Below are 16956 nucleotides of genomic sequence, written 5' to 3'. Positions count from 1 at the left end.
AGTGGGCCGGTTCCCGTCGGCTTCGCGCCCCCGCGCGCCCCGGGCGCCTGCCCCGCCGACTGCTTGACAGTTCCCCCGTCGCGTGCGGGACTGGGAGGGCGAAGCCGGGCGGACAAGTCGGGGGTGAGTCCTCTGCCGGAGCTGCGCTATCCCAGCGTTCCCGAACTGATCGCCCGCGCCCAGGCGTTGGCGGCCCGGGAACCCGGGCTGTGCGCACTGCGCCAGGTGGGTGTATCGCGCGCGGGAAGACCCCTGCACCTGCTGTCGGTGGGACACGCCGACCGTGCGGTGCTGGTCGTCGCCGGAGCCCACGCCAACGAGCCGACGGGCGGTTCCACGCTGCTGGTGCTCGCCGAACGCGTGCTCGCCCACCGTGAGTTGCGGGCCGGCACCTCCTGGCACTTCCTGCTGTGCGCGGACCCGGACGGCGCGAGCCTGCACGTGACCCCGGCGCCGCGCAGCCTGCTCGACTACCACCTCGGTTTCTACCGGCCGACGGGCGCCGAGCAGCCGGAGTGGTCGCCGTCGGTGCTGCCGCCGGACCGGCTGCCGCCCGAGACGCGGACGCTGACCGGGGTGATAGACGAGTTGCGGCCGTACCTGCAAGTGACCCTGCACGGAACCGACTTGGGCGGCAGCTGGGTGCAGCTGACCAAGGACGTGCCGGGTCTCGCCGAGCCGTTCGCCAAGTCCGCGGCGGAGCTGCACATCCCGGTGGAGACGGGGGCCTCGGACGCGGCGGGCTGGCCGGCCTCCGGTCCCGGGGTGCATGTGATGCCCGGCCCGGACAGCGGTGTGCCCTATCCGAGCATGCCGGACGACGCCCGGCACAGCACCTGGTACCACGCGCACCGGTACGGCGGTCTGACGGCCGTGGTGGAGGTGCCGATGTGGGCCAGCGACCTGGTGGACGACCCGGCCCCGCACCCGGAGCCCGAGGCGGCCCTGCGTGGTCTGGCCGCCCGGCTGCTGCGGGACGCGCGGCAGGTGGAGCGGGTCCTCGCCGAGGCGCTGCCCCGGCTGGAGGGCGTGGACGGACCGCTGCTGCGGGCCGCGCGGTGGGCGCTGGAGCTGATCCCGGGCCTGGCGGAGGACTGGGCGCACACCTCTCCGGCGGGCACCACGATGGCGTACGTCGGGAGTGTGGACGCCTTCGGGCGGCGGCTGCCGCTGCGGGCCGCGGCGATGCTGCTGCGGGTGCTGCGGGAGGCGGACGACCGGGCGGCGCCGCGCCTGGAGCGGCTGGTGGCCGCCTGGTGCGACGCCTTCGCGCAGCGGTTCCGGGCCCGCTGGGTGCCGCTGGAGCACCAGGTGGAGCACCAGTCGCGCACGGTGCTGGTGGCGGCGCGGCAGGCCCGGGAGCGGGTGGCGTGAGCCGGCGCGCCGTCCGGCCGGGAGACGCCGTCGGCCGTCGGCGCCGGACTCCCGGCCCCGGGCCCTCCGCTTTCAGTCGTCGAAGGCGAAGACGTGCCGGGTGCGCGCCCTCATGACGCACGCGCTGGTGTACGTCTCCCGGAAGCCGACCGTCCGGCCGTTCCACCGGCCGAGCGCCCGGGCGGTCACCGGGGCGTAGATCATCGGGCAGAAGACGTTCTCGGCCGGGATGCGCCCGATGTCACCGCCGGCGGCGGCGAGTTCGGCACATGCCTCGGCCGCGCGCGCGTGCGGGCCGGGCGGGTCGCAGCGCAGCAGCGTGCCGCGGGGGATGCCGGCGCGGGCGTTGCCCTTGGTGACCGTCAGGTAGAGCCAGGTGTCCGCGCGGGCTTCCCGGGTGGCCGCCCGGGCGGGGCCCGCGGTGAGGAGTGCCGCGACGGCCAGCAGGGCCGCGGCCGCCGCCTTCGCTCTGGTGAGGTGAGTCATGCCGGTTGCATCGGCACGGTGGCCCGTCCTCCCGAGGGCGTCTCACCCGATCGTGACGGCACGCGCGCGTGCCCGTTCGCCCGTTCGAAAAGGACCGGCCGGCGTCCTAGCCCACCGCGAGCCGGAACGCCATCCGGCCGAAGGCGACCTGGTCGCCCTCGCGGACCACGACCGCGCCGGTCACCCGGCGGCCGTTGACGGTGGTGCCGTTGGTGGAGCCCAGGTCCCTGAGCACCCACAGACCGCCCTGGCGGCGCAGTTCGGCGTGCACGCGGGAGACCGTCTCGTGGTTCAGGCGCAGCCCGCTCGCGGGATCGCGGCCGATGCGCAGCGGGTGGGCGTGGTCCGGGTGCGGCAGCAGCAGCTTCGGCAGCCGCTCGGCCTGCCAGGCGCGGCGCAGCCGTACGGTGAACCCGGACACGGCCTCCACGGTACCGAGGACCGCGCGGGAGAAGCGGTTCTCCTGGGGCAGGTCGGCGACGAGGACGGCGAGTTCGTCGGAGCGGCGCGCGGCGAGCGCCAGTTCCATGCGGCGGACGAACGTGTCGTGCGAGAGCCGGCCCAGGGCGACGCCGTCGCGCAGCACCCGCAGCGCCTTGTCCCGCTCCGCGTCGGACAGGCGCGCGGGGTAGGTGGAGAACTCGAAGGACGACGTCACGCTGGTGATTGTCGGGCAGTGAACTCCGGGTGTCCAGAAAACGCGGAACGGGTGCCGGTGTGCGGGTACTTCCGCGACACCAGCCCGCCGGGGGCGAATTGATGAGCCGATTGATCGTTCCAGGCGGCACGATGGGGGCCGCTGAACATCACGGTGAGCAGACGAAGGGGAACCGTCCGTGCAGTTCGAGGTGTGGGCACCGCAGGCAGACCGAGTGACGCTCCATTGCGAGGGCACCACGCGCGCGTTGGCGCGCGATCCCGCGCGCGAGGGGTGGTGGACGGGTGAGGCGGAGGCGGCGGACGGCGCGCGGTACGGGTTCGCGCTGGACGACGGGCCGGTGCTGCCCGACCCGCGTTCGCGCCGCCAGCCGGACGGCCCGGACGGGCTGAGCGCGGTCGTGGACCACGGGCGCCACGAGTGGCGCGCGCGGTGGGCGGGGCGCGGGCTGCCGGGCGCGGTGCTGTACGAGCTGCACGTGGGCACGTACACCCGCGAGGGCACCCTGGACGCCGCCGCGGGCCGGCTGGAGCACCTGGTGGAACTGGGTGTCACGCATGTGGAGTTGATGCCGCTCTGCCCCTACCCGGGGCAACACGGCTGGGGCTACGAGGGGGTGTCGCTGTGGGCGGTGCACGAGCCGTACGGCGGGCCGGAGGCGCTGAAGCGGTTCGTGGACCGGGCGCATGAACTCGGGCTGGGCGTCGTCCTGGACGTCGTCCACAACCACTTGGGCCCGTCGGGCAACTATCTGCCGCGGTTCGGGCCGTACTTCACGGACACGCACACCACTCCCTGGGGATCGGCGGTGAACCTGGACGCGCCCGGCTCGGACGAGGTGCGGGCGTTCCTCATCGGCAGCGCGCTGGCGTGGCTGCGGGACTACCGGATCGACGGGCTGAGGCTGGACGCGGTGCACGAGCTGTACGACACGCGCGCGTGCCACTTCCTGGAGGAGCTGTCGGCGGCCGTGGACGCCCTGGCCGGAGAGGTGGGCAGGCCGCTGTTCCTGATCGCCGAGTCGGACCTGAACAACCCGCGGTTCATCACCCGGCGCGCGGAGCAGGGGCTCGGGCTGCACGCCCAGTGGAACGACGACTTCCATCACGCCCTGCACACCGCGCTGACCGGCGAGGCCCAGGGCTACTACGCCGACTTCGCGCGGGAGCCGTTCGCCGCGCTCGCCAAGACGCTCACCGGCGGCTACTTCCACGACGGCACGTACTCGTCGTTCCGGGGCCGGCACCACGGGCGCCCGCTGGACCGCACGCGGGTGGCCGGGCACCGGCTGGTCGGCTACAGCCAGACCCACGACCAGGTCGGCAACCGCGCCCAGGGCGACCGGCTCGCCGCGCTGCTCTCCCCCGGCCTGCTGGCCTGCGCGGCCGCGCTGACCCTGACCGCGCCGTTCACGCCGATGCTGTTCATGGGCGAGGAGTGGGCGGCGGGCACGCCCTGGCAGTTCTTCACCGACCACACCGATCCGGAGCTGGCCGAGGCGGTACGGCGGGGCAGGCGGCGGGAGTTCGCGGCGCACGGCTGGGCCGAGGAGGACGTACCGGACCCGCAGGACCCGGCGACCCGGGAGCGGTCCTGCCTCGACTGGTCGGAGCCGGAACGCGAGCCGCACGCGCGCGTGCTGGCCTGGTACCGGCGGCTGATCGCGCTGCGCCACGCCCAGCCCGACCTCACCGGCCCCGACCTCGCCGCGACGCGGGTGGCCTACGACGCCGAGGCCCGCTGGCTGGCCCTCCGGCGCGGGGACGTACGGGTGGCGGTGAACCTCGGCAAGCAGACCGCGGCGATCCCGCTGGGCACCGGCCGGGTGGAGGTGCTGGCGGCCTGGGAGCCGGTTCCGGAGCCGGGCCCGGACGGCCTGCTGCACGTCCCCGGCGAGTCCTGCGTGGTCCTGACCCAGCCCTGAGGGGCGTGGGCCCCGCCCGCCGTCAGGGTTCCGGCTCGTTCTCCGGGAAGTCGGTGACCCGCTCCAGCAGGATCGGCTCCCAGGCGCGCCGCAGCCGGCCGCGCAGCAGGGGCGGGGAGCCGGCCGCGCGGCCCTGAAGGTGGTCGGCGAACCGGATGACGGTGTCGCAGCGGGCCAGCCACAGGCCGCGCAGGCAGGGGCGGGCGCCGTAGCCGGCGAGCGTGGCGGCGCGGACGGCCGCCGGGGAGCCGACGGCGGCGGCCAGCCCGGCGATGTCCTCGGCGGGGTCGCCGAGGGTCGCCCGCGTCCAGTCCAGGACGCCCCGCACCCGGCCGTCGGCGCTGACCACCACGTGCGCGCCGGTCAGCCCGTGGTGGGTGAGGACGGCGGCACCGGGCTGCGCGGCGAGCTGGGCCGCGTTCGCCGGGGAGAGCTGGTGCAGCCGGGCGGCGTCGAACTCGTCGGCCGCGGCGAGCTGCTCGGCCGCGTGCACGGCCATCCGGCGCAGCGCCTCCAGCGAGCGCGGCGCTGTGCGGGGCACGCCGAGCGCCTCGGCCTGGCGTACGGGCACCGCGCGCAGCCCGCCGAGCAGCCCGGCCAGATCGGCCTCACCGACGGCGGAGACGTCGTGCTCGTCGGCCGTGCCGCCGGGCACCCGGGTGTCGAGGGTGTAGGCGAGCCCGGGTGCCCAGTCGCCGTGCGCGACGCTGACCGGGACGGCGACCGGCAGCTGCGGGCGGACCAGGTCGCGCAGCCGCAGTTCCCGGCGGCGGCGCGTGGACGCCTCCCGGTCGGGTGCGAGGCGCAGCACATGGCGGTCGCCGATCCACCAGGTGTACTCCCGCCGCTGCGTCACGGGCCGCACCTCGGGTCCCCCGGTGCCGTCACGGCCCTCCTTGAGCAGCGAACGGACCAGTCTGCGGACGGTGTCCGCGGTGGGTGTCGGTGCCTGGGTCATGGGTGCGCGCGTCGCCGTTCCGGTGTCGTCGGGGTGGGGTCTCGCGGGATGCCTCAGTCCACCGTGACCATCTCACGGGTGGTGTTGTTCAGGCGCCGGCCGCCGTCCTCGGTGACCGTGACGATGTCCTCGATGCGCACCCCGAAGCGGCCGGGCAGATAGATACCGGGCTCCACGGAGAAGCACATGCCGGGCACGAGCGGCTGTTCCTCGCCCTCGATCATGTACGGCGGCTCGTGCGTGGTGACGCCGATGCCGTGCCCGGTGCGGTGGATGAAGTACGCGCCGTACCCGGCGTCGGCGATCACCGCGCGGGCGGCACGATCGACGTCCTGGCAGGCCGCGCCGGGGCGTACGGCCTGGTAGCCGGCCTCCTGGGCGGCGCGTACGACGTCGTGCACCCGGCGCTCCTCCTCGGTGGGTTCGCCGACGTGGACCGTGCGGGTGGTGTCGGAGCCGTAGCCGTCCTTCAGGCCGCCGAAGTCGAGGACGACCATGTCGCCGGGCAGGATCTCCCGGTCGCCGACCTCGTGGTGCGGGTTGGCGCCGTTGGGGCCGGAGCCGACGATGGTGAAGTCGACCTGTTCGTGCCCGAAGCGGCGCAGCAGGGCGGCGAGGTCCCGGCCGACGTCGGACTCGCGGCGGCCGGCGAAGGGAAGCTTGCGGATCTCCTCGAACGCCTGGTCGGCGGCGGCTCCCGCGGCGGCCAGGAGGTCCAGCTCGGCCTTGTCCTTCACCGCGCGCAGCATGGGCAGGGCGTCGGTGAGGGCGGCGTAGGAGGTGCCGGGCAGGGTCCGCTGGAGGCCCAGCAGGTGCATCGCCCAGGTGTTGTCGCTGATGCCGAACCGGCCGCGGTCGTCGAGGAGGCCGGCGGTGACGGCGTAGGGGTCCGTGCCGTCGGTCCAGTCGCGCAGGGTCAGCGCGGGGGCGCCGGGTGCCTGCTCGGCGTCCGGGGCCTCCAGGGTGGGCACGACGAGGACGGGGTCACGCCCGGGGGCGAGGACGAGCACGGTCAGCCGTTCGGTGATCGCGGTGGGGGTGTAGCCGGTGAGCCACACCAGGTCCGGGCCCGGGGCCACGAGCAGTCCGGCGAGGCCGGCGTCGGCCGCGGAGCGCACGGCGCGGTCCATGCGGGCCCGGTAGTCGGCGGCGGTGAAGGGCGCGGGCGTGGTACCGGTCATCCGGGCCTCCGGGCACTGCTCGGGGAAGGGGGCGCTGACGTCTCGGGCAGCATCCTGCCCGCCCGGCCGGGCCCCCGCGACCGGATCCCCGGAACGGGCGTCCCGCGATACGCGGCGAAACGGCTCGGCATGGGCCCATGATGACGCGCGGGACGGTTGGTGACCAGGGGCTTCACGAGGCGCGGTGGGGCACCGCGGCGGTCGCGCAGACGTCAGGTGACCAGTCCGGGGGTCACCGTCAACTGCTGGTACGCCCCGCTGGCGTGCCGCACGGTGAGGAGCACCGCCCTGCCGGGGCGGGACCGGCTGACGGCGCGGGCGAGGCCGGCGGCGGTGTCGACGCGGGCCGCGCCGAGCTGGAGCACGAGGTCGCCGCGGACCAGGCCGGCCGTGTAGCCGGGGCCGGGCACATGGACGGCCACCACCAGCGCGCCCGCCTTCTCGCCGTCGGCCACCTCCACGCCGAGGGTCGCGCCGGGCGGGGCGGGGGCGGCCGTGGGGGTGGCGTGGGCCGCGGGGGCGGGCGGCGGGGCCTGGCGGGACGGCCCGCCGATGCCGGTCAGCGCGGCGGCGGCGATGCCGAGGGCCATGCCGCAGAGCAGCAGTGCCGTGGCGGCGCCCAGGCCGAGCGGCAGGGTCCGCGGCCGCCGTCCGCGCCGGGGCGCGGCATGCGGGCGGCGGACGGGGCCCCGGCCGCCTTCTTCCTCGCGCCGGTTCTGTCCGGGCATCGGCTTGGGACGCAACACAGTCTGTTCCATGGTTCGCTCGCCTCCGGCTGGTGCTCTACCCGGGACGGCGGGCCGTGACGAGACACGAAAGGGTGAGACTGGCCGGAGGGTGGCGGAGGGTAGTCATGGCCGACCGTGGCCGGCTGTGGTCGACCATGGTCGACCACAGCCGGCGAGGTGGCGTTCCTGACCCTGACCGTCACCCGACCGGGCGAGGCCGGCGCCGCGCAGCCGACCGCTGGGGCCGCGTCGCTCAGCCCGTGTGCCCGTGGCCGTCGTGTGCCCCGTCGTGGGAGAACCTCAGGGCCTCGGGGGGCATGACGACGAAGGGCCGCATCATGCCCATGTCCTCGTGCTCCAGCAGATGGCAGTGGTACATGAACCGGCCGTACGCGCCGTCGAAACGGCCCATGATCCGCAGCATCTGGTTGCCCGGCACCCGGAAGACGTCCTTGTGGCCGCGCTCGTTGGGCGCGAGCGGTACCGCCGTGCCCGCGTCGTACCGGATCGGGGTGCGGGTGCCGCCGGCCGCCGGGTCGAAGCCGGAGACGTCGTAGGAGTCCCGGCCCAGCAGCTGGAAGTCGGCCAGGTGGATGTGCATCGGGTGCTCGATGGGGGCGAGGTTGAGGAAGCTCCACTGCTCGTGGCTGCCCTCGCCGATGGTGAACCCGAGGGCGTCGTTGAACGTACGCGCGGTGCGCCGGTACGTCTTCGTGGTGCCGTCGGGCCCGGTGACCTGCACGATGCCGTCGGCCGGGAGCCTGAGGCCCGCCGGACGCTCGATCTCGGTCATCTCCCAGATCTCCGGGTGCCCGCCACCGCCCTTGGTGGCGGGCGGGGTGAGCAGGATCAGGCGGTGGCCGTGCGGTATGTCGTGGGTGAGGCGGCGGAAGGAGCCGGAGAGCACCTCGGGCAGTTCGAAGGTGTCCTCCTCGCAGTCGTCCCGGACCCGGAACTGGAGCACGTCCGGATACGCCACGTCCCCGGCCGCGTCGGCCACTCCGGCGGGCTGGTCGGGGCCCTTGTTCACCAGGCGCAGGGTCCGGCCGGCCAGGGCGCGGAAGTCGATCAGCAGGTCGAACCGCTCGGCCGGCGCGGCGGTCAGGTCGGGCAGCTCCGCGTCGAAGTCGACCGGCACCGGGCGCGGCAGCAGGCCGCCGTCGCTGCCGATCTGGTGCACGATGCCGGGCACCGGCTCGCCGTCCTCGTCGATCAGGACCAGGTGGAAGATGCGCGCGTTGGAGGCGTTGACCAGCCGGAAGCGGTACCAGGCCGGGTCCACCTCGGCGTACGGCCAGATCCGTCCGTTGACCGTGGTGTACGGGCCGGTGAACGGGATGGAGACCGGCTTTCCCGTCTCCGGGTTGCGGTCCTGGACGATCAGCGTCTTGTGCAGCAGCCGGCCGTTGAGCCGGCCGTCCTCGTCGGTGTCGATGTTGCGGTCGGCGATGAGCAGCGGTACCTCCCGCTCCCCGGACGGCAGACGGAGGGCGTCCTCCTCGTCGTCCCGGACCAGGTAGGTGCCGTACAGGCCCGCCATCACGTTCCAGCGGGTGATGTTCATGGCATGGTCGTGGTACCACCACTGGACCGCCTGGTGGTCGTTCGGGTACTCCGACAGCTGGGCGTCGCCGGGGCCCACGGCGTTGTCCGTCCAGCCGTCGTTGCCGCCGCCGGTCTGCGCGCCGTGCACATGGGTCACCAGCCAGGCGGGCAGGGCGGCGACGTCCTTGTTCGGCTCGGCGCCGCCGCGGCCGGGCTCCGTGGTGGGCTGCGCCCCTTCCGCGCGCCGCCTCACCTCCACCGCCGTGACCGGGTACTCGCTCTCCTTGGGGATGCGGTTGGTCCAGGCGATGCGGACGCGCCGGCCGCGCCGCACCTCGATGGTCGGACCCGGTACCTGTCCGTCGTAGCCCCACATCAGGGTCGGCGGCAGCTGCGGGTGGAGCCGCACCCAGGCCGGGCGCGCCGTGATCTCGGTTTCGCGCAGGACGTCGTCCGTGGCGGGCCGCAGGACCGGCGGTACGGTCAACGGCGCCAGGTACGGCGTCAGTTCCCTCGTGGTCGGTGCGGGCACGCGCCCGGTGTCAGCGGCGAGCCTCTCGATCATCTCGGTCAAGGCCGAACACCCCCCGTGTTGGCGTTTGTTGTTCCCCTTGCTCCTGAAGACTCCCGAGAGGTCAGCGAAGTTCCCTGAATGCCCGGTTCCGTACGAGGAGATCCGGCGACCGTCAGCCGAGCGACAGGGCGGGCACGGCGGGCGGCCGGTCGGGCAGGAAGCCGTGGGCGCGGCGGCCCAGCCACTCGGCCTTGTACCGGTCGACGGACCGGTGCCAGTTCAGGATGCCCGCCAGCCAGTTCCGCAGGTCCAGCACATAGGCGCCCATGGCGGCCCGGGACTCCTCGGACAGCGCGAAGTCGTCGTACAGGACGGGTAGTTCGTGCGCGACGACGTGCTCGAACTGCCGCATGCGCTGGTTGATCAGGTCCTGCACGACGGTCAGCGCGGACGGATAGTCCACGCCGAAGAAGTTCTGGACCACGAGGATGGCGTTGTGGATCTCGCCCTCGTACTCGATCTCCTTCTGGTAGGAGAAGACGTCGTTGAGGAGGCAGGCGTAGTCGATGGCGGCGTTCTCCAGGGAGCGCACCGGGCCGCTGGCGTACACCTCGGCCGGGACGGCGGGGCCCTGCCCCATCCGGCACAGGCTCAGGGTGAGGTCCGAGCCGAAGGTGGCGCGCCGCATCTCCAGGTAGTCGACCGGGTCCGGGATGCGGTTCTGGAGCTGGTTGGACAGTTCCCAGACCCAGCTCTCGGTCATCGCGTCGACGGCCGACTTCAGGGTGCGCCGCTGGTCGGTGGTCATGGTGGCCGTGGTGCGCGCCCACAGGTCGATCAGCGCGCGTTCCATGGCGTTGCCGGGGACGACGGCCGCCTCGCCCTCGACCGGCATGCACTGCGAGAGCCGGGCCGTGGTGAGGCGGGCGGCGGCCAGGTCCCTGCGGTGGCCGTACACCAGCGGGTAGTAGTCGTCGCCGTAGGTTCCCCAGGCGAGCCAGTGCGCGCTCAGGTCCAGGGCCTCGGGGGTGGCGTCGGGGTCCAGGCCGGCGGAGCACAGCGCGAGGTCGTAGGCGGCCAGTTTGTCCTCGTCCCAGACGCCCTCCTGGAGGATGCCCATGCGGTGGCACCAGTCGACGAGGTGGCCGCGGGCCTGGTCCAGGTGGGGGCTGAGCTGGAGTTCGAAGGGCATGTGCAGGTCGGGGATGCGGGACGGGCCGACCTTCTGGTACGGCACGTGGGAGTAGGAGCGCAGCCGGTCCTGCGCGGCCGAGGCGAGGAGTGCGCCGATGTCGGCGGCCGAGGTGCCGAGGCCGCTCGGCACCTGCCACGGTGAGCCGGTGCGCGCGCCCTTGTTCATGTAGCGGCTGGAGCGCAGGTGCCATTCGTGGCCGCCGGACTGCCAGTCCTGGAGCCCCTTGGTGTAGGCGGCGACGGCGGCCACCTCGGCGGGGCTCAGGCCCTTCTCCAGGGCGACGGCGGGCACTTCGGTGAGCGCGGTGTGCTCGAACTGGTGCAGCCGGGAGGTGAGGACGTCGTTGACGATGTCGGCGGCCTTCTGGGTGGTGCACTTGAAGAACGTCTCCAGGACCAGCACGCCGTTGCTGTTCTCGCCCTCTTCCTCGACCTCGCGCTGGTAGGAGAACAGGTCGTTGCGCAGGTGGACGGCGTCGGAGAACGTCTCCATGAGGACGCGCAGCGGCCGGGTGCCGGCGACGGCGGCGGGCACCTCGGCGGTCGCGTACTCCACGAGCCCGGCCGACCAGGGGGCGCCGCCCACCTTCCGGCGCATCTCGATGTACTCGACGGGGTTGGCGATCCGCCCCTCGTTGATGTTGGACAGCTCCCACATGGACTCGTTGAGCAGGTGTTCGGTGGCGACGGAGAAGCGGCGCCGCCAGTCCACGGACATCGCCGGCACCGTGCGCGCCCACAGGTCCTTCAGGCCCGCCTCCACCGGGTTCTCCGGCTCGGGCACGGGTGTGCCGGGGTCGAGCGGCATGAACAGCGGCAGACGGTCCAGGTGGGCCTTGCCGGCGGCGCGGTCCTGGGTGCGCTTGAACATGTCGAGGAAGTGGTCGTCGAAGAAGAACACCCACACGTACCAGTCGGTGATCAGCGAGAGGGCGGGTCCGTCGCAGTCGGGGTGGGTGTAGGCGCACAGGAGTCCGTAGTCGTGCGCCTCCAGGTCGGCCTGGTCCCAGATCCCGGAGCCCTCCAGCATGCCCATCTCGCGCGCCCACCGGGTCGAGTGGGCGCGGGCCTCGTCCAGGTGCGGGTTGAGCCGCGCGGGGTACGGCATGTAGAAGTGCGGGAGTTCGAACGGCTGCGTCATGGCCGGGGCCCTACCCGTGTCCCCGAAACCCCATCCGCACCAAGGCACATGATCACACCATCGCGTGAACCATGGGCGAAACCGGGAACTCCTGCGGGGATTGTGGCGTTGGCCGCCTTGCCGTGCCCGCGCGCGGGGGCCACGGTAGGCGCATGACCTCCTTCGTGCTGCCCCATGAGGTGCACGGCGACGGCGCCCACAAGGTGTTCGCCGTGCACGGCTGGTTCGCCGACCGGTCCGCTTACACCCCCGTGCTGCCGGACCTCGACCGCACGTCCTTCTCCTACGCGCTGGTCGACCTGCGCGGCTACGGCGAGGCCCGGGACGTCACGGGCGCGTACACCACCGCCGAGGCCGCCGGGGACCTGGTGGAGCTGGCGGACCGGCTCGGCTGGCGGCGGTTCTCGGTGATCGGGCACTCGATGGGCGGCGCGGTGGCCCAGCGGCTGCTCGCGGTGGCCCCGGACAGGCTGCGCCGGATCGTGGGCGTCTCGCCCGTGCCCGCCTCGGGCCTGCCGCTGGCCGGAGAACAGGCGGCGCTGTTCACCGGGGCGGCGCACCGCGCGGAGAACCGGCGCGCGATCATCGACTTCACCACCGGGGGCGACCGGCCCGCCGCCTGGCTGGACCGGATGGTCGCCCGCTCGCTGGAGCGCAGCGACGCCAAGGCGTTCCGGGCCTGGCTGGACTCGTGGTCGGGCGACGACTTCAGCGCCGAGGTCGCCGGCAGCGAGGTGCCGGCGCTGGCCGTGGCCGGTGCGCTCGATCCGGCGTTGTCACCGGAGGTCATGCGGCGGACCTGGCTGTCCTGGTACCCGCGAGCACGGCTGGCGGTGCTCGCCCGCGCCGGCCACTGCGCCATGGACGAGACCCCGCTGGAACTGGTGCGCGTGGCCGAGGACTTCCTGCGGGCGGACGAGGCCGGGGAGACGGCCGGCGCGGACCGGGTCGGTCGGACGTGAGCGGTCGCGCGGCCCCGCCGGTCCCGGACGTCTTCGATCCGCGCCGGTACGCCGCCGGGGTGCCCTACGACGACTACCGCGTGCTGCGCGACCATCATCCGGTGGCCTGGCAGGAGGAGCCGGAGGTGCTGGGCTGGCCGGCCGGGCCCGGCTTCTGGGCGGTGACGAGGCACGCGGACGTCGTGCGCGTACTGAAGGACGCGGGGACGTACTCCTCGTTCGCAGGCGCCACCCAGATCCGCGACCCCGATCCGGAGGATCTGCCGTTCATCCGGCGGATGATGCTCAACCAGGATCCGCCGGCGCACGGGCGGCTGCGCAGGCTGGTGAGCCGCGCCTTCACGCCGGGTCGCGTGGAACGGTTCGCGGCCGTCGCCCGTGAGCGGGCGCGGGCGCTGCTCACGGGTGCCCTCGCGCGGGCGCGGGAGGGGGACGGCACGGTCGATCTGGTGGCCGCCGTCACCGACGAGTACGCCCTGCTGAACCTGACGGACCTGCTGGGCGTCCCGGAGAGCGACCGGGGGCTGCTGCTGGACTGGACCCGGCGGGTCATCGGCTACCAGGACCCGGACGAGGCGGCACCGCCGGTGCTGGACCAGGCGGGCAGGCCGGTCGATCCCCGGTCGCCCGCGATGCTGCGGGACATGTTCGACTACGCCGGGCGGCTCGCGGCGCACAAGCGCCGGCACCCCGCCGACGACATCATGACGACGCTCGCCCACGACGCCGGACTCGCGGACGCGGAACTGGAGATGTTCTTCTTCCTGCTCACCGTGGCGGGCAACGACACGGTGCGCGCCGCGGCCCCGGGCGGGCTGCTGGCACTGGCGGAGCATCCCGGGGTGTACGAGAGGCTGCGCGCCGAACCGGGCGGCCTGCCGTCGGCCGTCGACGAGTTGCTGCGCTGGCATCCGCCGGTGCTGACCTTCCGCCGGACGGCCGTGCGGGACACCGAGCTGGCGGGCCGCCGGATCCGGGCGGGCGACAAGGTCGTGGTGTTCCACGCCTCGGCCAACCGGGACGAGCGCGTGTTCGCCGACCCGGACCGGCTCGACCCGACGCGCTCCCCCAATCCGCATGTGTCGTTCGGGGACGGCCCCCATGTCTGTCTGGGCGCCCACTTCGCCCGGCTGCAACTGCGGCTGCTGCACGAGGAGCTGCCGCGCGTCCTGCCGGGCCCGCCGGTGCTCGCGGGACCGGCCGGACGGCTGGTGTCGAACTTCATCAACGGCGTCAAGTCACTGCCGCTGCGGCTTCTGTGACGGACCATGGGCGCGAACGGGGCCGAGGGACATGTCCGTCACCGTGTCGTGGGTGTCAGGCGGCACGGACCTCCCGTTCCAGATGGGTGGCGAGGGTGACGTAGCGGGGGCGCCGGTGCACCGGGACCAGGCCGCGGATCACCAGGTGCCACATCTCGGCGACCCTGCGCGGCAGCCGCCCGACCGGCTCCAGCGAACGGCCCGCGACCCGGGTGCCGACGAAGAAGCAGACGAGGGAGTGGGCGACCACCCCGACGTCGAGATCCCCGTGCAGATCGGCCTCCCTGACGGCCCCGTTGAATTTGCGGGTGGCGAACTCCAGCCACTCGGTGAACGGGTGCCGCAGCGGCGGCCGTACGGCGATGTCGGCGGTGGCGAGGCGGAGCCCGGCGCGCGGCACGGGGTCCTCCACGGCGAGCCGGGCGATCCCGAACGTGGTGCGCATCAGCGCCTCCAACGACGAGCAGCCGCGGCTCTCGACGTCGGCCACGAGCTGCCGGGCCGCCTTGGCCTGGAGCTCCAGGATCGCCTGGGCGAGGTCCTCCTTGGCCGCGAAGTGGAAGTACAGGGCGCCCTTGGTGACCTTCGCATGTGCGACGATATCGCTCAAGCTGGTGGATTCGTAGCCGTGCCGGTCGAACAGGTCGGCGGCGGCCGTGATGATGGTTGCGCGGGTCTGTTCAGCGCGTAACTGCCTCGCCATCCCCGGACCCCTCCTCGCACCTCAAAAGAACAGGACATGCGGTTTGTTTTCAACCCCCCGCATACGATAACTCACCGCAGGGGAATGGGAGTCCAGAGGTCCACGCACGCGATACGACACCTGTCAGCCGTACTACAGCGCTCGGCGGGCTCCGGGCGACGGAAGCCGCACCCTTGATCCGTCACGATACGAGGCGGACGCCCGGTCTTCAACGGGGGGCCGGGGCAGCCGCAAAACAGCAGGACCGGTCGGTGCTTTCCCGTACCTGGAAGCGAACAGCCGCCCCGCACACGGCGGTTGCCGCGCCTCGCCGCCCCGTCACGACGTCACCCCGTCACGCCATGGGTCCTTCGAACGGGTGACCTGGGAACTTCTCTGTCCCCGCCGGGAGTTCACCGGGCAGCCGGGCGGACAAGGAGTGCCGTCCGGACAGGACGAGGCGCAAGGGAGCTACGGCATGGTGTTCAAGAGGCTGCTGGGTGCGATCGGGGTCGGCGGCCCCTCCGTGGACACGGTGCTGGACGGGGGCGCGGCGCTGCCGGGCGGCGCCCTGACGGGCCGGGTGCTGCTGCGGGGCGGCGGGTCGGCCGTGGACATCGAGCACATCGGGCTGGAGCTGATCGCCCGTGTGGAGGCGGAGCACGCGGAGGGCGAGAGCGAGGGCTCGGTCGTCTTCGAGCGGTTCACCGTGGGCGGCGGCTTCCGGCTCGGCGAGGAGGAGGAGCGCGAGCTGCCGTTCAGCGTGCCGCTGCCCTGGGAGACCCCGGTGACCGAGCTGCACGGGCAGCCGCTCGGCGTCGTGCTGGGCGTGCGCACGGAGGTCGCGGTGGCGGGCGCCCGGGACAAGGGCGACCTGGACCCGCTGGCCGTCCGTCCGCTGCCCGTGCAGGAGGCGGTGCTGGAGGCCTTCGGCGGCCTGGGCTTCGGCTTCCGCTCGGCCGACCTGGAGTACGGCCACATCGGCGGTACGGGCCAGCGGCTGCCGTTCTACCAGGAGATCGAGCTGACGCCGGCCCCGCAGTACGCGCACGCGATGAACGAGCTGGAGCTGACCTTCCTCGCCTCCCCCTCCGGCGTGGAGATCGTGCTGGAGGCGGACAAGCGCGGCGGGCTGTTCTCCGCGGGGCACGACGCCCTGACCCGGTTCACGGTGCGCCACGAGGACGCGTCGGCCCTGGACTGGCAGGCCGAGGTGGACGGCTGGATCCGCCGGATGACCGAGCACCACGACGCCTACGGCAGCCACGCGGCGTACGGCCACGACAGCCACGGCTACGGCCACGCCGGCACGTCCGGGGCCGGCCACCACTCCGGCCCGGGCCTGGGCACGGCCGTGGCGGCGGGCGCGGCGGGCCTCGCCGTGGGCGTGGTCGGGGGCATGGTGGCCGCGGAGGTCGTGGACGAGATCGGGGACTTCTTCGAGGGCGAGGAGGACGACGCGGACGAGGGCTGACCTCAGCCGGCGGAGCCGCCCGTACCACCCCCGTCCTTCATCGCCCGCGCCTCGCTCTTGAGGATCCGCACGGACTTCCCGAGCGCGCGGGCGGTGTCGGGCAGCTTCCGGTAACCGAACAGCACGATGAACACGATCGCGACGACCAGCAGGTGCCAGGGCTCGATGGCGTTGCGGAACATGACGGCCCCTTCTCCGTCTCGGCCTGCGGCAACGGACAGTTGCCGCATTGCGCAACTGTACAACCCGGGTGGAGCCCGGCCGGATGCCGGTCGGCGGTGGGCGGCGCACCGGCCGCCCGGTGCGGGTCCGCGGAACTTCCCGGCCGATCGGTTAGTTTCTACAGTGCTGTAGAAATTCCGTGGGGTGCCGCGAGGGCATCCGACGGCTGTTGCGAGGAGTGGACATGGCCCTGTGGGACCGCATCAAGGAGTCGGCGTCGCAGATGCAGACCCAGTTGGTGGCGAAGAAGAACGACCTGAAGAGCGGCGCGTTCCGCGATGCGAGCATGGCGATGTGCGCGCTGGTGGCCGCCGCCGACGGGACGGTGGATCCCTCCGAGCGGCAGCGGGTGGCCCAGCTCATCGCCACGAACGAGGTGTTGCAGAACTTCCCGGCGGACGACCTGCGGCGCCGTTTCGAGGACAACCTGAACAAGCTGACGGCCGACTTCGCCTTCGGCAAGGTCAGCGTGCTCCAGGAGATCGCCAAGGCGAAGAAGAAGCCCGCGGAGGCGCGGGCCGTCATCCAGATCGGCATCGTCATCGGCGGCGCGGACGGCGACTTCGACAAGACCGAACAGGCCGTGGTGCGCGAGGCGTGCTACGCGCTGGACCTGCCGCCGCACGAGTTCGACCTCTGAGACCTCTGAGA

The 16956-nt window shown here is 73.3% G+C and carries 15 protein-coding genes; 6 read left to right on the top strand and 9 right to left on the bottom strand.

The annotated features are described in order from the left end of the window. Window positions 1-123 precede the first annotated feature (123 nt). Window positions 124-1374, top strand: a complete 1251-nt coding sequence (locus IE251_RS28875) for a M14 family zinc carboxypeptidase (RefSeq protein WP_189755928.1) — start codon at window positions 124-126, stop codon at window positions 1372-1374. A 72-nt stretch (window positions 1375-1446) separates the two neighbouring features. Here the strand turns inward: IE251_RS28875 and IE251_RS28870 are convergent, their stop codons facing one another. Next, on the bottom strand, window positions 1447-1860 hold the full coding sequence (locus IE251_RS28870; RefSeq protein WP_189755927.1) for an SSI family serine proteinase inhibitor: 414 nt from the start codon (window positions 1858-1860) through the stop codon (window positions 1447-1449). A gap of 106 nt (window positions 1861-1966) precedes the next feature. Next, window positions 1967-2518 (bottom strand): FHA domain-containing protein, encoded by a 552-nt coding sequence (locus IE251_RS28865; RefSeq protein ID WP_189755926.1) that lies wholly within the window; start codon window positions 2516-2518, stop codon window positions 1967-1969. 178 nt (window positions 2519-2696) lie between these two features. Here IE251_RS28865 and treZ point away from each other — a divergent pair, with 178 nt between their 5' ends. Further along, window positions 2697-4442, top strand: coding sequence for a malto-oligosyltrehalose trehalohydrolase (treZ, locus tag IE251_RS28860; protein ID WP_189755925.1), 1746 nt, complete (start codon window positions 2697-2699; stop codon window positions 4440-4442). Between the two features lie 22 nt (window positions 4443-4464). Here the strand turns inward: treZ and IE251_RS28855 are convergent, their stop codons facing one another. From IE251_RS28855 to cyc2, 5 genes are all read right to left on the bottom strand, one after another. After that, window positions 4465-5400 carry an aminoglycoside phosphotransferase family protein gene (locus IE251_RS28855; RefSeq protein WP_189755924.1) on the bottom strand — a complete coding sequence of 312 codons (936 nt, stop codon included), beginning with the start codon at window positions 5398-5400 and terminating at the stop codon, window positions 4465-4467. A 53-nt stretch (window positions 5401-5453) separates the two neighbouring features. Next, window positions 5454-6581 (bottom strand): aminopeptidase P family protein, encoded by a 1128-nt coding sequence (locus IE251_RS28850; RefSeq protein ID WP_189755923.1) that lies wholly within the window; start codon window positions 6579-6581, stop codon window positions 5454-5456. Window positions 6582-6793: 212 nt separating this feature from the next. Beyond that, a complete protein-coding gene (locus IE251_RS28845; protein ID WP_189755922.1) occupies window positions 6794-7339 on the bottom strand; it encodes a PDZ domain-containing protein in 546 nt (181 codons plus the stop codon). A 223-nt stretch (window positions 7340-7562) separates the two neighbouring features. Further along, window positions 7563-9419: an O-aminophenol oxidase PhsA gene (gene phsA / locus IE251_RS28840; protein ID WP_189755969.1), complete on the bottom strand. Its 1857-nt coding sequence runs from the start codon at window positions 9417-9419 to the stop codon at window positions 7563-7565. Between the two features lie 121 nt (window positions 9420-9540). Then, window positions 9541-11703 (bottom strand): germacradienol/geosmin synthase Cyc2, encoded by a 2163-nt coding sequence (gene cyc2, locus IE251_RS28835; RefSeq protein ID WP_189755921.1) that lies wholly within the window; start codon window positions 11701-11703, stop codon window positions 9541-9543. A 152-nt stretch (window positions 11704-11855) separates the two neighbouring features. Here cyc2 and IE251_RS28830 point away from each other — a divergent pair, with 152 nt between their 5' ends. Both IE251_RS28830 and IE251_RS28825 read left to right on the top strand, forming a co-directional pair. Beyond that, window positions 11856-12665, top strand: a complete 810-nt coding sequence (locus tag IE251_RS28830; RefSeq protein ID WP_189755920.1) for an alpha/beta fold hydrolase — start codon at window positions 11856-11858, stop codon at window positions 12663-12665. Continuing rightward, entirely contained in the window at window positions 12662-13927 is a 1266-nt protein-coding gene (locus tag IE251_RS28825) for a cytochrome P450 (protein ID WP_189755919.1), read from the top strand. Before IE251_RS28830 ends, IE251_RS28825 begins: the two co-directional genes overlap by 4 nt. Window positions 13928-13982: 55 nt before the next feature. Here the strand turns inward: IE251_RS28825 and IE251_RS28820 are convergent, their stop codons facing one another. Further along, window positions 13983-14630 (bottom strand): ScbR family autoregulator-binding transcription factor, encoded by a 648-nt coding sequence (locus tag IE251_RS28820; RefSeq protein ID WP_189755918.1) that lies wholly within the window; start codon window positions 14628-14630, stop codon window positions 13983-13985. A 457-nt stretch (window positions 14631-15087) separates the two neighbouring features. Here IE251_RS28820 and IE251_RS28815 point away from each other — a divergent pair, with 457 nt between their 5' ends. After that, window positions 15088-16083: a sporulation protein gene (locus IE251_RS28815; protein WP_189755917.1), complete on the top strand. Its 996-nt coding sequence runs from the start codon at window positions 15088-15090 to the stop codon at window positions 16081-16083. 2 nt (window positions 16084-16085) lie between these two features. Here IE251_RS28815 and tatA read toward each other — a convergent pair whose 3' ends face one another. Continuing rightward, on the bottom strand, window positions 16086-16265 hold the full coding sequence (tatA, locus tag IE251_RS28810; RefSeq protein WP_189755916.1) for a Sec-independent protein translocase subunit TatA: 180 nt from the start codon (window positions 16263-16265) through the stop codon (window positions 16086-16088). Between the two features lie 224 nt (window positions 16266-16489). On the opposite strand from tatA, the gene IE251_RS28805 reads away from it, so the two are divergent. Further along, window positions 16490-16945: a tellurite resistance TerB family protein gene (locus tag IE251_RS28805; RefSeq protein ID WP_030777767.1), complete on the top strand. Its 456-nt coding sequence runs from the start codon at window positions 16490-16492 to the stop codon at window positions 16943-16945. The last annotated feature ends 11 nt before the right edge of the window (window positions 16946-16956 follow it).

The sequence above is a fragment of the Streptomyces eurythermus genome (assembly GCF_014649115.1).
GTDB lineage: Bacteria > Actinomycetota > Actinomycetes > Streptomycetales > Streptomycetaceae > Streptomyces > Streptomyces eurythermus.
The sequence above is the reverse complement of the archived record's forward strand: the minus strand, read 5'-3'. Positions and strand labels throughout refer to the sequence as shown.